19 protein-coding genes are annotated in these 14,591 nt (G+C 61.0%); 10 read left to right on the plus strand and 9 right to left on the minus strand.

Annotated features, from left to right (window positions below):
• The first annotated feature begins 407 nt into the window (after positions 1-407).
• The 4 genes from WT53_RS15610 to WT53_RS15625 are packed head-to-tail and all read left to right on the plus strand — an operon-like array spanning position 408 to position 2,410.
• On the plus strand, positions 408-911 hold the full coding sequence (locus WT53_RS15610) for a hypothetical protein (protein WP_060260487.1): 504 nt from the start codon (positions 408-410) through the stop codon (positions 909-911).
• A 60-nt stretch (positions 912-971) separates the two neighbouring features.
• A complete protein-coding gene (locus tag WT53_RS15615) occupies positions 972-1,598 on the plus strand; it encodes a hypothetical protein (protein ID WP_060260489.1) in 627 nt (208 codons plus the stop codon).
• Positions 1,598-2,065, plus strand: a complete 468-nt coding sequence (locus tag WT53_RS15620; RefSeq protein WP_060260492.1) for a hypothetical protein — start codon at positions 1,598-1,600, stop codon at positions 2,063-2,065. Before WT53_RS15615 ends, WT53_RS15620 begins: the two co-directional genes overlap by 1 nt.
• A gap of 27 nt (positions 2,066-2,092) precedes the next feature.
• Positions 2,093-2,410, plus strand: a complete 318-nt coding sequence (locus WT53_RS15625; RefSeq protein ID WP_060260495.1) for a hypothetical protein — start codon at positions 2,093-2,095, stop codon at positions 2,408-2,410.
• Positions 2,411-2,494: 84 nt separating this feature from the next.
• Here WT53_RS15625 and WT53_RS33525 read toward each other — a convergent pair whose 3' ends face one another.
• Complete coding sequence (locus WT53_RS33525; protein ID WP_154585780.1) at positions 2,495-2,932, minus strand: hypothetical protein; 438 nt, start codon at positions 2,930-2,932, stop codon at positions 2,495-2,497.
• Entirely contained in the window at positions 2,925-3,161 is a 237-nt protein-coding gene (locus WT53_RS15630; RefSeq protein ID WP_053525702.1) for a hypothetical protein, read from the minus strand. Before WT53_RS15630 ends, WT53_RS33525 begins: the two co-directional genes overlap by 8 nt.
• A gap of 174 nt (positions 3,162-3,335) precedes the next feature.
• Between WT53_RS15630 and WT53_RS15635 the strand changes: the two genes are divergently transcribed.
• The 3 genes from WT53_RS15635 to WT53_RS15645 all read left to right on the plus strand — a co-directional run bounded on the left by WT53_RS15635 (position 3,336) and on the right by WT53_RS15645 (position 6,962).
• On the plus strand, positions 3,336-3,884 hold the full coding sequence (locus WT53_RS15635; protein ID WP_060260498.1) for a hypothetical protein: 549 nt from the start codon (positions 3,336-3,338) through the stop codon (positions 3,882-3,884).
• 18 nt (positions 3,885-3,902) lie between these two features.
• Positions 3,903-6,023: a lytic transglycosylase domain-containing protein gene (locus tag WT53_RS15640; protein ID WP_082727500.1), complete on the plus strand. Its 2,121-nt coding sequence runs from the start codon at positions 3,903-3,905 to the stop codon at positions 6,021-6,023.
• Positions 6,024-6,089: 66 nt separating this feature from the next.
• Complete coding sequence (locus WT53_RS15645) at positions 6,090-6,962, plus strand: hypothetical protein (RefSeq protein ID WP_060260505.1); 873 nt, start codon at positions 6,090-6,092, stop codon at positions 6,960-6,962.
• A gap of 388 nt (positions 6,963-7,350) precedes the next feature.
• On the opposite strand, the gene WT53_RS15650 is transcribed toward WT53_RS15645, so the two are convergent.
• From WT53_RS15650 to WT53_RS15660, 3 genes are all read right to left on the minus strand, one after another.
• Entirely contained in the window at positions 7,351-7,551 is a 201-nt protein-coding gene (locus WT53_RS15650; protein WP_156447884.1) for a hypothetical protein, read from the minus strand.
• Positions 7,552-7,639: 88 nt separating this feature from the next.
• Positions 7,640-8,065, minus strand: a complete 426-nt coding sequence (locus tag WT53_RS15655; protein ID WP_156447885.1) for a hypothetical protein — start codon at positions 8,063-8,065, stop codon at positions 7,640-7,642.
• A gap of 214 nt (positions 8,066-8,279) precedes the next feature.
• Positions 8,280-8,861 (minus strand): hypothetical protein, encoded by a 582-nt coding sequence (locus WT53_RS15660; protein ID WP_060260518.1) that lies wholly within the window; start codon positions 8,859-8,861, stop codon positions 8,280-8,282.
• A 362-nt stretch (positions 8,862-9,223) separates the two neighbouring features.
• Between WT53_RS15660 and WT53_RS15665 the strand changes: the two genes are divergently transcribed.
• A complete protein-coding gene (locus WT53_RS15665; RefSeq protein ID WP_060260522.1) occupies positions 9,224-9,985 on the plus strand; it encodes a TIGR02391 family protein in 762 nt (253 codons plus the stop codon).
• 36 nt (positions 9,986-10,021) lie between these two features.
• Here WT53_RS15665 and WT53_RS15670 read toward each other — a convergent pair whose 3' ends face one another.
• Genes WT53_RS15670 through WT53_RS15675 form a run of 3 tightly spaced genes read right to left on the minus strand, consistent with a single transcriptional unit; the run spans position 10,022 to position 11,158 of the window.
• Complete coding sequence (locus tag WT53_RS15670; RefSeq protein ID WP_060260527.1) at positions 10,022-10,288, minus strand: hypothetical protein; 267 nt, start codon at positions 10,286-10,288, stop codon at positions 10,022-10,024.
• Positions 10,288-10,512, minus strand: a complete 225-nt coding sequence (locus tag WT53_RS34415; protein ID WP_373558451.1) for a YodC family protein — start codon at positions 10,510-10,512, stop codon at positions 10,288-10,290. Before WT53_RS34415 ends, WT53_RS15670 begins: the two co-directional genes overlap by 1 nt.
• A gap of 40 nt (positions 10,513-10,552) precedes the next feature.
• Complete coding sequence (locus WT53_RS15675) at positions 10,553-11,158, minus strand: DUF6680 family protein (RefSeq protein ID WP_060260530.1); 606 nt, start codon at positions 11,156-11,158, stop codon at positions 10,553-10,555.
• Between the two features lie 426 nt (positions 11,159-11,584).
• On the opposite strand from WT53_RS15675, the gene WT53_RS15680 reads away from it, so the two are divergent.
• Positions 11,585-12,022 carry a PaaI family thioesterase gene (locus WT53_RS15680; RefSeq protein WP_006484216.1) on the plus strand — a complete coding sequence of 146 codons (438 nt, stop codon included), beginning with the start codon at positions 11,585-11,587 and terminating at the stop codon, positions 12,020-12,022.
• Positions 12,023-12,151: 129 nt separating this feature from the next.
• Positions 12,152-13,204 carry an NADP(H)-dependent aldo-keto reductase gene (locus WT53_RS15685; protein ID WP_034207236.1) on the plus strand — a complete coding sequence of 351 codons (1,053 nt, stop codon included), beginning with the start codon at positions 12,152-12,154 and terminating at the stop codon, positions 13,202-13,204.
• A 77-nt stretch (positions 13,205-13,281) separates the two neighbouring features.
• On the opposite strand, the gene WT53_RS15690 is transcribed toward WT53_RS15685, so the two are convergent.
• Positions 13,282-14,568, minus strand: coding sequence for an MFS transporter (locus tag WT53_RS15690; protein WP_060260533.1), 1,287 nt, complete (start codon positions 14,566-14,568; stop codon positions 13,282-13,284).
• Positions 14,569-14,591: the final 23 nt, after the last annotated feature.

Below are 14,591 nucleotides of genomic sequence, written 5' to 3' on the forward strand. Positions count from 1 at the left end.
TAGTCGCTTCTTGAGTAACCTCTTATATATTTCTAGGGTTACTAGGGTTACCGGGGTTACCGTCAAGCGGGGCGCGGCTTTGCACGGTAACCCGTTCTCTTCTCTAGAGGTTACCGGGGTTACCAGCAGGCGCGGCAACGCTACGTCACACCAAGTGCGCGGATCGATATCAATCGTTGCGCGCGGCGACCACCCTTGACGCACGAACACCGGTCGAATCTGCGAGCGGGTTCTACGGTAGAACCTCGCTCGACTTGGCAAAACCTATACAGGGCTTGGATCGGACAAGGATCGAGGTCTGCGTGGCACAGCGTTCCCCTCCTAAATCCCCGTAATCGGGCTGCTTGCCTCGACTGGACACGCAATGACGGGTACATTCGCCAGTAAGTTTGTACAGGATACCTAACATGAGCAATCGTTACAGCGATGGTGTCGAAGAACTCCCGCGTCACGATCCGCGTAAGTTTGCCGACGACGACTGGCTTTTTCCGGAATTGACTTCGAACGTCGATGCGTTCGTCGATATGTACGTTAAGGGCATCCCGCGTGATGTAGCCGTTATTCGCGCGTTCGAGATGATCAAACACGGGCGGCACCTTGGTAACGCGGATGCTTTGGCGGCAGCGCTTCTATCCGTCCCATCGGTCGCCGCAAAGATCGCAGCACGCATCAGGGAGTCGAAGCCCGATGAACTATGGCACGCGCGCCTATCCGCGCACAAGCTTCTCCAGATCGTGATGGACGACCGCCACAGAGAGTCGTCGCGGCTCAACGCGATCGCACAGTTGAACATCTTACTCGGCATCACTGAGATCGCGGATACCGGTCAACAGAAGCTCGTCGACCGTAGTCTCGCGGATTTCTATGCCCGCCGCATCGAACGTCAGTTTGGCACGGAGACTCGACACTAAGGTCGATACGCGCGGCGCTAGGCCGTCCGCTGCGCGCGACCCACACCGACCTACAGACCAATGCCCGCCGACCAGATAGAACACGAATACGATAGCATCGCGGCCGAGTTCGGCCCGAGAGTCGCTAACCGCTGGCTCTACGCGACGATGTACAAGGCCGGTAAGCGCAATTTCGAGCTAGGCGACTTCTATCAAATGTATGGGGGCGACCGCGCCGAGCATCGAGATTTGCTTGATGTGTGCGGATTCAACCAGCTTTACGACAACCATCCGTGCGACGAGCGCAGCCCGATCTATCACCTGACGGACGGTCTGAGCGCGCAATGGTTCGAATGGCTCAAGTCGGTCAGAAGCGTGTGGGGCAAGTGGCTCATCGGTTTCATCCATATTAGCTTGCGGCTGGCCGATCGCGACGAGTCCATCGAAGCTCTCGACAGCATCGCGCGTGACGAGGGCGAAGGGCAGATGGATGGCGGCGCGCGATTCTGCTTTTGGTACCCCGGTTGGCGCGGCTGGGTCGCGTTCTCTGACAAACTCACGGACGACGAGACGACTGCGCTGCGACTTACCGTCGAGTGGTTGTCAGGCGCGCCTCCCAAGTTTCCACGTCACCCCGAACCCGGCTCACCGGAAGCAGAAATGAAGTATCCATCGAAACGTCCGGAAACGGACCAGGAGGAAGCGTAATGGGGCTGTTCACCAAGGGCGCAAAGCCGAGCGCAACCGAACCGTCGACCGACGCGAAGAAGCCCGCAGGGACATTCTTCGACAGCGGTGCGGCCGACGATAAGCCCGGAGCGTGGAGGGCTGAGCAAGCACCCGGCATTGGCGCGGCGATCGACCCCACGATCAACGTCGACGAATCGCTCACCCTCCAAACTGAGATCACGGAGACGAGCCGCGACTACCTCGCAAAGAGCGTGCGAGCTACGGCCGAAGCGCGCGAACGGCCATCCTTCAGCCAGTGCCTCGAACGTGTCATGCGCCCTCGACAGACGCAGCGAGATACGGACGGCCTTCACGTCTTGTCGACGCATCGCGCCATGCGCGGCGAACTCGTTGTGTCCGAAAGCGAACGGGCCGAACTCCGAGAAGCGCAGAACGAACGCGCACGACGTGGCCTCATGCACCTTCGAGACTTACTTTCCCGATAACCGATCACCACGCCAAAAGGAGCAGACATGATCACCATCGACCATCCCACCGTCAGCCGCGTAGGCCATATCAACAAGGTTCTGGCGCACCCGTACACGCGCCCGATCCTGCTCGCGTCGCTCGACCTCGCACCGTCGGTCCGTGCACAGCGCGCGGCTGACCTCGAACGCGTCGCGATCCACGGCAGCACGGGCGATGATCCGGAAGCTGCGGAACGTTCCGAAACGCTGCTCAAGCTGTCGGGCGTGCTGCGTCTGCTGTCCGCTCAGGACATCATCGCGATCCGCGCACAGGTGGTTCAGGAGGAAGCGAAGGAGGGCGGCGACTCGACCGAATCGCGGTGAGGAAGGAGGGGATTTTCGGGCAGATCGCCGCAACGCCAATCGCCGCAAGGGTGGGGAGGTTCTAGCTAAGAACCTCTCGCATTTTCAGTCGATCGACACCAGCTCGAACGCGTACGCTTTACCGTTGTGATCGAACGTTGCGACGCGATTCTGCTTGAGTTTTTGGCGGAACCGGATGTGACCGCGCAGCGGCAGCAGCAACTGCTTGAACGCGACGGCGACCGATTTGAACCGCTCCACGTTGCCGTTTGGCAGCGTCACGCTAACTCCCTCACGCTTCAGCCGCGCTTCTCGGACCGTTTCGTCGTACCACGATTCGCCGACTCCGACTGCGTTAGATGCCAAGGTTGCATCGCCCAGTGGTGACCTAATGCCGAGCGTGCCGCTATAGAACGACACCGGCAGGTCTTCGAGCAGACGTGACAAGTAAGCAAATGCGCCAGCAGCGGCACGCTCACGCGCGGCTTCGGCCTCCGGATCGACCAGTTCTTCAGCTTCGTCGATCACCACAACATCATTCATCGCCTTCGCCCTCCACGTCGCTCGCGGCAGGCCCCTGTTCGGCATCCGCTGTGCTGTAGACGAACCGCCCCCACTGTTTTTGCGCCGCCCGTTGCGCTTCGTTTATCGCACCCTTCCTCTTCGACGCGCGAACAACGCCATCGTGCTCGCTCGCACCATAGAACGCTCGATCGAACTTGTCCCCGGCGAACCGTGATTCTGCGATCGTGGGGAAATAGACAGACGACATACCGGGCTCCCGATGTAGGTTTAATGGACGGAAGGTTAGTTGTCCCACGTATGTTCGCGCTATATAAGAGGAACAGGTGTTCTTAGTTTCGCGAACACATCGCGGCAAGGGAGAATTCGAACAGTGGCGGCGAACTGTTCGCCACTCGACAATTAATCAGGATCACATACCATCATGAGAAAAGCCAAGAACCCCCTCCACGCAATCCGCATTCGTTACACCGAATACGCACCCCTTCAGCCCGAAGACTTCGGCAATCGCCAAGTCGTTCGCGCTCTGCTCGATCCGGTCGACCGTCGCAAGCACGCGATGCTGCGCGCGGCCGGGTACAGCGCGGCGGAATCGTTCATGGCCGTGTTCGGACACCTCTTCGTTGCGACGCCCGAAGCCCTCGTGCTGGCGGCGGACGCGTACGAAACCACGAACGCCTACCAATACGAAGTCGATCAGGCGCTCGCAACGGTCGATCCGGCGCTGCGTGACGTGCTGCTGACCCAGAACGTCGAACAGTTCGCCGCGCTCGCCAAGGCTGCTGCGGCAGATGTCGAACCGCTGTTGAAGGACTACCGCCCGCTGTCGACCTCGCACCCGCGCGAATCCGACTTCAAGGCGCTCAACGAGGTAATCGCTGAGCGGCAGGCTGAGATCGACGCGTCGGAGCGCAAAGAAAAGCGCGCTGCGGCCGCATTCCGGGCCGATCTGGAAGAAGGGCACGTCGCGTAAGCGTGGGAGCGAAGATTCATGAGTGACGATATCGATCGCTTTGTCCTCAGTTACAAAGTGGAGGTGCACGACGGCCTCTCGCGGCTCGAACAGCTGAAGAAGAAAATGGACGGCGTGGAGAAAGGGGCAAAGGACAGCTCCGGCGCGTTAAAAACCTTCGCTTCAGGCGCAGCGTCCGAGGTCGGCAAGCTAGTGCCGGGGCTTAACGGCGTGTCCGCCGCCGTCCGGGCGATGGGCGCGGAGTTCGGCGTTGCGGCCGTAGCGGTCGGGGCGCTCGCAGTCGGCGTCAAGTCCGTCATGGATCTTCGCGAGCAGTACAACAAGCAGCGCAGTGCAGGGATGCAGTTGGGCGTGTCCGGTACGCGCGTAGAAAACTGGCAACGTCAGTTCAATCGCGCCAGCGGCGGTTACGTTGGTCGCGATGCCGCGCTGGACGGGATCAAGCAGTTCGCCGAGTTGACGAACTCCGCTTATCAAGACCCGACACGCGTCGGCTCGGAGGCGCGTATTGCCCGGATGCTCGGCGTCAATGTCGGCGAGCGCGGCGCGAACCCTACCGGCCTTACGGAGCGGCTCACGCAACTTTCAGCGGGCCTGCGCGGCAAATCGGCAGCAGATGTCCAGGGCATCGCGAAGGCTACCGGCATGTCGCAGGATTGGCTCCTGACGGTGCAAAAGCTTGGTCCGTCGATCGGCAAGATCACCGACCTGACCGGCGACGAAGTCAGCGCGCGGCAGAAGGCCGAGGAATCGCTGACGAAGTACAACGACTCCGTATCCACGCTCACTGCGGAATATCAGCGCGCCGAGACGGTGCTCGCGCAGCAACTTCTTCCGTCCTTCTCGCGGTTCGTCGACTTTCTCACGCAGATTGCCGCGCTCGTTCCGAAGGCCGTCAAAGACCTCGACGGAAAGCCCCTGCTCGGCAGCATCGAACATAAGCCGGTTACGCCGAGCAAGGCTCCGGGCCTCATCGGGTGGGCGCGGAGGATGCTCGGTATCGGCGATCCGGTGTCCGACGAGTCGAAGAAGGGCGATGCGGACGCTCAGAAGGCAAAGCAGGCGGAGCAAAAGGCAGCAGACAAGCGCGACGAAGCGGTCGACAAGATGGACGACGCGAACAAGCAAGGCGTTCAAACCGCCAACAAGATGGCCCTGGCCATCAACATGTTCCAAGGCGCGGTTCATGCGTTCACGGCCGCGATCGACGATCAGCAGGCATGGGCGGCATGGGCCGGTGAGATCGGTAAGGCGAACAATCTGCCGGGGGCGAACGCAGCAGCACTCGCGGGCGGCGGAAACGGTAGCTGGAAGTCGAACCAGTACGCAGACATGATCGCGGCAAGCGCGAAGAAGTACGGCATGGACCCGCAAATGATCGCAGCCATCATGCACGTCGAGTCGGGTGGCAGGAACGGGCAATACAGTAGCACGGGCGCGGGCGGTCTGATGCAGATTACGCGCGGCAATTGGAAGGCGTACGGTAACGGGCGCGATGTGATGGACCCGGCCGCGAATATTGACGTTGGCACGCGCATCTATGCTGAGAACTATCGTAAGTTCAACGGCGACAAGATCGCGGCTCTGACCGCCTATAACGGCAACTCCGATCCGAACTACATCGCGAAGATCAACAAAGCGTACGGCGCAAGCGGCGGCATCAACGGTATCGCCGCGAACAGCCGCGCGGGTATGAACGTAGTCAGCGTCCAGAAGGCCGTCGCAAGCTGGCTCGGCGTTCCGGTCGAACAAGTCCAGCAGGGCGGCGTGTCGCGCAGTGATGCAGCATGGGCGGCGCAGCAGATGAAGGCCGGTATTCAGAACAATATCGTCGGCTTGCAGCGTCAGTTGTCTGTCGCCGGACTTCCTGCGATGACGTACGCGAAGCTGCAAACGGAGTTGCGTGATCAGTCGCGCGGCCTCGACCTGATGCGGCAGTACTCGCAGGGCGTTGTCGATAAGCAGAAGGTGGACAGCGGGCGCGTCCGTACACGCGGCGAGCTGCCGATCACCATTAACGCACCGATCACGATCAACGGTGCGGCCGACCCTCACGCAGTCGGACAGGCGGTGAACGATCATCTGCGCGACGCGATGAACGAGCTAGTCGTCCACTATGCCGACGGCCTGAAGGGCTGACCGACTCACGCCGCGCCCATCCCGCGCGGCGTTCTTCATTTAAGAGCAAACAATCAGGATTACAAAATGGCACTCGGAAGCCGCATCCTCAAAGTTACTTTCAGCCTCCAGAACGGCGACGTAGTTCTGGACGAGACGATCGAAATGCGCGTGCGCATTCGAAAGCTCGCTCTGGCGATCCAGAGCAAGTGCTCGATCGACGTGATGAACTTGTCCGGCACGCTGCGCGAGACGCTTCTTTCGCAGTTTACGCAGTGGCGCTATCGGAACGTTGTGGCGGGCCTCGCCGATCCGAACTACGTGAACGTGAAGGTCGAAGCGGGCTACCGCTCCGTCGACAGGGATTTGGCCACGACGATCTTCGAGGGCCAAGTGGTCACCGCCACCCCTATCTCCGGGCCGCCCACAATCGGCATTCGGCTGGACTGTTTCTCGCGGCAGATCGACAAGACCGCATTCGTGACGGAACCCGCCCCGGCCAGTGGCACGTTCAAGTCCTATGTCGAATGGGCCGGAAGGCAGATGGGCGTGGAGCAAACAATCTGTGATACGTCCTACAACAATAAGGTACTCAATAATCAATTTGCCACGGCGAATACTGTGTCAAGTCTGATCATCCAAATTCAGGACGCGTTCAAGCCCGCCGTCGTAGCGTTCGTCGATAACAACAAGCTGATCGTGCGCGACTTGAATAAGGCAATCAACTTGTCCAAAATCGCCAACGTCACCGAGTTCATCGGCACGCCGATGTGGAACGATTGGGGCGTGGAGTTTAACTGCCTAATGAACACCGAAATCTCGCTTGTCAACGCCGCATCGATCACGTCGAAGCTGAACCCCAGCCTTCGCGGCACGTATGTCGTTTCGGGCATCGAATACGACCTGACCAGCCGCGACACGCCGTTCTACATGAAGGTCAGCGGCCTGCCGCCCGCGTAACCCGTCCCGCTCCTTTCCGTACACTCTATACGCCGCCTAGACCGAAGGGGAAGGGCGGCGTATCGCTTCGTCGGTGTTCGCTACAGCCGCGACCGTGCCGGTCATCGCGGCTAAGTTGCGGAATTACCTCAATTTGCGCAGCCGCCTATTCCTTCTACCCTGTATACCTATCCTCACCTACCTTATATTGAGAATAAATGCTCAACTACCCACTCTCGCTTATCCGGCGCGGGTTTGCGCAGTTGGCGCGGCTGTACGCGAAGGGCAATTCCGCAACTTCGGATGAAAGAATCGTCGGCGGATGAAGAAACGGCCGCAGGAGCGGCCGGGAGGGTAGAGGTAGGCGGAAGGTATAGCGCGCGGCGTTCGGGCCGTGCTCCGGGCGATCCTACACGGCGGGCGCACATTTCCGGACGCGCTCAAGCTCCCTACGGGCCTCAGCGCGCGTGAACTTGTTCCCGCTACCGAACTTCGCCATCTTCTCCAGCGCGGCGATCGCCTTGTCGCGGCTCCAGATTTTGTTGTGCTGGCCGCTGTCCCACAGACGGTCGAATTCTTCGCGGCTCAGGGTTTGATTTTCGTTGCACATCTGTCTTTCCACCATTGGTAAACAAGCTCGATGCCGAGCAGCACTTTGAGGATCGCCCATAGGACGATCAGCGGCCATACCAGCTTCCTCATGCCGCCGCAGCGATCATGTCGTCATACGGCACGTCGCGCAGCGCACGTTCGCAAAATTCCTCGTATCCGTCGACAGTCGCCGCGCGCTCCGGACGCTGCCCGCTTTTTGTGAGGCGCACCTTGTGTTTTTGCAGCGACCCGGCCGGCAGATCGCCCGATCGCTCCAGATAGTCGATCACAGACAGAAACGCGAGGGTGCGCTCGTTCGCGGCTAGGCGGCATCCGATGGCAAACTGACCGATCGCAGCGCGCGGCTCGCCCGCCCGATAGCTGAACGAAACGATAAACGGCAGGGTCGTGAAGTCCATGCCCTTTATGAACGCGCCGGAGAACATGGTGATCTTGCTGTAGGTCCGTGTATCGCTCGGGTCTTCCGACTTGAACGAGGTGAGATTGACCTTAGGGATCAGTTGGAAGTCCACGAGGTTTGACGCCTCGAAGCCATCGTTGCTAACCGACGCGAGGCGGAACAACTTCGCTTGAAGATGCGCTCGAAGAAAGCGACGGTTCGGGCCTACCTTTTGCGGATTTGGGGATTCCGTGCTCATTTTTTGAACTTTTGAAAGATGGGGTACTTGGTGGATCGCCGCGCCCGTCGATTTGATCGGGGGGGCGCGGCCAACGCTCTAGACGGGCTTAAACGTCGCTGCGCTTACCCTTGTGACCGAACATTGCGTACAGCGTGTCTGCGTCGACCGGCACGGGGTCGAGGCCGAACTGAGCGCGCACCTTGTTCTGCGCCGTATCGAGCGTCATCGTGGAGCGCAATTCGGCAGCCTTCTTGGCGGCTTGCTCCATCTGAAGGCGCGTGTGATGGTCCATCGCGTGCCATTGCACGCGCGAGTCGCCGATCAGGCCTGCTGTGACGTTCGGATCGCCTTCGGTGGGGCGATTCGTGAAGAGGTCTACATCGCGGCCGAGACGCTTGATCGCGCGGTCGACGGCTTTCATGAGCTTCGGGCTATTGACGAGCGCCGCGAGTTCCGCATCGCCAGTTTCGGCCGCGAGCTTTTGCGCCGTCACGAGCGCGTCCAGCCCAACAGCGATCTTCGTTGCCTTCCGCAGCGCGTCCGCTACCGGGCCGCTGCCGGCGATCTTGCGGAGGGCGATGCCGCGAACGGACGGCGCAACAGCGTCTCGTGCGGCTTTGCTTTTGTTGGTCTTGCGGGGAACGCGGAGGTTGTGCGGGATTTTCGAGTGGAGGATACGGGTGGTCATAATATGAAGTCCTAAATGAATGAGGGATAGAGGATCGAACAGTTCCGGCCTCTGTCCGAATTCTCCTGTCGCCCCTCGTGTCCGCGCTACACCGACCGCTCCCGCCCAGACGCGGCGCGGCTATCGGGTCCGTTCTGCCACGCAATCCAGCCGCCAATTATCGCGATGATTGGCAACAGCGCGGCTGCGCTCGCCTGTATCACAGGTAGCTCATTCGGACTGGAGGCCGCACGACATCGCAGCCCCGCTTCTGGTATTTTCGTGCGATTATTTTGTCACCAGAAAAGCGAGGCTATGTGTTGAGCTTGCCGAAGCTTAGCTTTTGTAGTGAACTTCGAGCACGCCATCACGTTTGGACAGCTATGACCGTCAAAGTACTTAGCCGCGAGCAGATGCGGCGCGGAATTGAGAAACTGAAGAGACGTATTCTCGAACTCGATGCAATTGATCCAAGTTTAATCACGGAAGGCGATGATCCGTCGATCATGGCGCTTGAGGGAAAGATGCAGCAGACGTTGGGCGAACTACTAACGTCGAGCGAGTGGCAACTCTTTCGACCGTTTTCGTTGATTGATGTCGAGTTCCGCATGAAGTTTGACTACGACCAGTGTGATCTTACGCATAATTTGGCTAAGAACATTTATCGGGCGCGCACGAACCTCAACACGATCATCGACTTGTTTGAAGAGCGATTGCAGGATGGAGATGACTCACCAGATGAACGGGCGCAACGCGTCTTTGGCGCAGTCAACTGGCACTCGCAGATTGCGCTGCATTGCGCAAAACTGTTCGAGGATGGCCACTACGCAGAGGCAGTCGAAGCCGCGTGCAAGGTGCTTGAGCTTTTGGTCAAGATGCGCGCTCTAAAGGACGACGGTAGCGGTACTGGTTTGATGCAGGCAATCTTCAACGCCAATAAACCGATACTGAAATTCAACGATCAACAAAACGAGAGCGAGCGCAGCGAGCAGACGGGAATGATGTACCTGTATGCGGGGGCGATGGCAGCGATCCGTAACCCGCGTGCTCACGGGTTGATGAAGGATCACCCCGAGCAGGCGCTGGAGTACTTGCTGTTCATCAATATGCTGGCGAAAGCGCTCGAACGGACGTCTGTGGTTTGACCGTGACTTTGTTCGAGCGCGGCGAGGGTAGGTTTGTCAGCCGCGAGCCTCACGGCCGGGTTCGTCTTCTTTGACGCGCCAGCGCCAGTAGCGATCCGGCTTCACCCAGACGACCGTTGTTTCAGTAATGGATTTGAAGGCGTTTAGCACGGCTGTGCCGACCACCAAGTTTCCATCGGCGTTCTCGCGCAGAAGGTCGTCGGCCTTTGCCTTCACCAAGTGGTCAACTACGTCATCTTGGTAGATGCAGCCGTCTCGCTCAAGCTGCGCGAGCATCCATTTTGCTGCTGCGGCCGCGTCCATCACTCAGCTTTCGGCTTAGGGGGCATGAGCGATTCCTCGGGAAAAGGACCGGACTCAAGTTTCCTCCCGGCAAACCATTGGCAGCGATATGTCGATGTGGTTGAGCTCGGCACCGACTGAACGGTCATTTCCGGGCCGCCAGATTTCAGTTGAACGATGTCGCCAATTTTGAATTTAAGAGCCATTGTTGTTCCCCGATTTGGTCTGCCACTTTTATACACCATTGGCGCGTGGTAAGTCGAGTATGTGCCTCGCGGCGGTAAGTCACTGTTGAACCTTCTCAGGTTGAATCGCGAGCGGTGGGCTGCGCTTCCCTTCGAGCCATTCAATAAGGAGCGTTTGCACTTCCGCTGTGCGCTTCATCATTTCCGGGTCGGTCGGAAATTTGTCGATGCTCATTGGTAATGTCGCCTCGCCCTTTATCAGATCGACTATTCCTTTGCGCAGCAACTCTTGATCGTTCATCAACGAAACTTGCCAATTCGGGACGTAAGCATGCGCTTGCAACTCGGCATCTCGGAACCCGTAGTGCAAACTCTTTCCCATCGCCTTCAGCAGTTCCATGAGAAGGGAGATTCGGCGCTGCCCCCAAACGTCCGGTTGCACCTGAGGGTCGGTGTTCAGGTGCATGAGCAAGTCGCGCCAGGAATTCATGACAGTCTCGTTGTCATGGAACTCTAGAGGGACGGCATTCAGGGCGTTGACGAATGGAGGGGAGTTTGAGGTGATCCGATTCATCATCAACGTTCGATAGACCTCCACCTGCCGCCGGTTTCGCTCGCCTCTTTTATCGAGGTATTTCTGTATCTGAATGCCCAGAACCGGTCCGAGCAGCGTAGCGCAAGCTATCACCCAGTCAGCCGCGTGCATGATTATCCCCGTTTATTCGCTCCGCACGATCATAGCGGCAAGCCACGCTCAAAAGTAGCTCGGCATCCGATTGGCGAGGGCGGAACTTTCCCTAGGTAAGTCGGCGAGACTGCCGCGCGGCGTCCTCCTTCCCGTACACATATAGAAGACGTCCGGATCGGTCGAGCCGCGACCGGTCGATCGGTCGCAGGGTGTCCGGGGCAGGCCGCGAGAAAGGAGGGGAAGCGTACGGGGATTCGGAGGGGCGAAAACGTCGGAGCCAAGCTGGGCGGGGCTCTCCGGGTATACTACGGGTTCGATTATAGAACCCGCCTTCGGTCGCAATGGGCGCAGCCGCGTTGACAACGACCGGTGTCGCTGTCAATAATGAGTTCCAATTTAGAACTTACTCGCGCGGCGACGCGCTTTCAACCCGGAGACAACCCGATGAATCCGCTTTCCCTGTCTGGCCTCGATCTGCTGCGTGCCGCCGTGTCGGGCGACGCGCCTCTTGCGTCGATTTCGGAGACGATCCCGATGCGTCCGCTCGACGTCGAGCTCGGCTACGTGAAGTTTTCGGCGCGGGCGGATGGCCGCCACCTGAATCCACTGGGCGGCGTGCACGGCGGGTTCGCCGCGACGGTGCTCGATTCCGTCACCGGGTGCGCGGTGCATTCGATGCTCGACGCGGGCGTCGGTTACGGTACCGTCGATCTGCACGTGAAGATGCTGCGGCCCGTGCCGCGCGACGTCGACCTGATCGCGGAAGGGCGTGTGATTCACCTGTCGCGTTCGCTGGGCGTCGCGGAGGGCACGCTGAAGACGCCGGACGACAAGATCGTCGCGCATGCGTCGGCGACCTGCTTCATCCAGCGGCCGCAGTGACGGCGGGCAGCAGGCGCGTGAGCGCGCCGGGCCGCCCAAAAGCCGCTTGTAAGCGTGCGCGGCGCCCGCCTGAAGCAAGCGCTTCGATGTGATAGCGTTCCTGCTTTCCACCGACGCGACAGGAACAGCATGGAATACCGCACACTCGGCGATTCGGGCATCGAGGTCAGCCTGATCGGTCTCGGTACGATGACGTGGGGCGAGCAGAATTCGGAGCGCGACGCGCACGAGCAGATCGACTATGCGCTCGGGCAGGGCGTGACGCTGATCGACGCCGCGGAGATGTATCCGGTGCCGCCGAAGCCCGACACGCAGGGCCGCACCGAGCAATACATCGGCACCTGGATCGCGCAGCATCGCGCGCAGCGCGATCGCATCGTGCTCGCGACGAAGATCGCGGGGCCGGCGCGGCAGCCGCACAATCCGCGCCACATTCGCGGCGAGGGCAACCAGTTCGACCGCAAGAACCTGACCGAAGCGCTCGACGGCAGCCTCAAGCGCCTGCAGACCGACTACGTCGATCTCTACCAACTGCACTGGCCCGATCGCAGCACGACCACGTTCGGCCGTCCCGCGTATCCGTGGATCGACGACGCGTACACGGTGCCGATCGAGGAAACGCTCGGCGTGCTCGCGGAATTCGTGAAGGCCGGCAAGGTGCGCGCGATCGGCGTGTCGAACGAAACGCCGTGGGGTGTCGCGCAGTTCCTGCGCGCGGCCGAGCGGCTCGGGTTGCCGCGCATCGCGAGCATCCAGAATCCGTACAGCCTGCTGAACCGCACGTTCGAAAACGGGCTGTCGGAATTCACGCATCGCGACGGCGTCGGCCTGCTCGCGTATTCGCCGCTCGCGTTCGGCTGGCTGTCCGGCAAGTACGAGAACGGCGCGCGTCCGGCCGGCGCGCGCATCACGCTGTTCGAACGCTTCCAGCGCTACAGCAAGCCGCAGGCCGTCGAGGCGACGTCGCGTTACGTCGCGCTCGCGCGGCGTCACGGGCTGTCGCCCGCGCAACTGGCGCTCGCGTTCGTCAACAGCCGCCCGTTCGTGCGCAGCAATCTGGTCGGCGCGACGTCGCTCGAACAGTTGAAGGAGAACATCGGCAGCATCGACGTGACGCTGTCCGACGAGATCCTCGCCGAGATCGACGCATTGCACGAACGGCAGCCGAATCCGGCGCCGTAAACGGCGCGCGTCCCGCGCGGCAGCGATGCCGCGACGGGCCGTGTCGGCGGCGCATGGCTGCGCCGCCGTTTCTCGCGTCAGCGCATCTTCAGCCGCGTGCGCGCGACGAACAGCGCGGCGAGGCTCAGTAGCGCGCACCCGATCAGATAGAGCGCCGGCGACAGCCGGTTGCCGGTCGCGTCGATCAGCCAGGTGATGACGAACGGCGCGAAGCCGCCGAACAGCGTGACGCCGGTGTTGTAGCTGACCGCGAGCCCGGTGGCGCGGGTTTGCGACGGGAACAGTTCGGCCATCAGCGCCGGCAGCGCGCCGCAATACATCGCCTTCAGCGCGCCGATCCACACCAGTGCGGCGAGCATCGTCGCGAACGACGCGTGGCGCGTGAGCCATGCGAACGTCGGCCACACGGTCACGAGCATCAGCACGGCGGCGACCGCCATCATGCGAATCCGCCCGGTGCGGTCGGACAGATGGCCGACGACCGGCGTGACGAGCGTCAGCACGAAGCCGGTCGCGAGCGTCGCCGCGAATCCCGTCGAAGCCGGCAGCCCGAGCTGCTTGATCGCGTAGGTCGGCATGTACAGGATCATGTAGTTGATCGCGGTCGAGATCACGAGCGCGCCGATCGACAACAGCAGCCGCACCTTCTGGTGCGCGAACAGCTCGCGCACCGGCGCGTCGGAGCGCGCCTGCGTCTTGAACTCGACGCCTTCGTCGACGTAGCGGCGGATGTACAGCCCGACCGGGCCGATCGCGAGGCCGAACAGGAACGGCACGCGCCAGCCCCAGCTTTCGAGTTGCGCGGAACTCAGCGTGGCCGTCAGCAGCGCGCCGAAGCCCGACGCGAGCAACGTCGCGAGGCCCTGGCTCGCGAACTGCCAGCTCGACATGAAGCCGCGCCGCTGCGGCGCATGCTCGACGAGAAACGCGGTCGAACTCGCGAATTCCCCGCCCGCGGAAAAGCCCTGCATCAGCCGCGACAGCATGATCCCGAGCGGCGCGAGAATGCCGATCGATGCGTAGGTCGGCATCAGCGCGATCAGCAGCGTGCCGGCCATCATCATCGCGATCGACAGCAGCAGCGACGCCTTGCGGCCCGCGCGGTCCGCGTACGCGCCGAGCACGAAGCCGCCGATCGGCCGGATCAGGTAGGACAGCCCGAACGTGCCGAGCGTCAGCATCAGCGACGTCGCTTCGCTCGTGGCGGGGAAGAACAGCTTGGCGATCGTGACCGCGAAGAAGCCGTAGACGATCAGGTCGAACCATTCGAGCGCGTTGCCGATCGACGCCGCGAAGATGATGCGGCGGATCTTCGCGGCGCAGGGGCGCGCGGCGTCCTGCGAGGTCAGGGTGGTCGTATTCATCGTGTGCAGTCCCGTGAAAGGGG

The sequence above is a fragment of the Burkholderia sp. MSMB2157WGS genome, assembly GCF_001532755.1.
Lineage (GTDB): Bacteria > Pseudomonadota > Gammaproteobacteria > Burkholderiales > Burkholderiaceae > Burkholderia.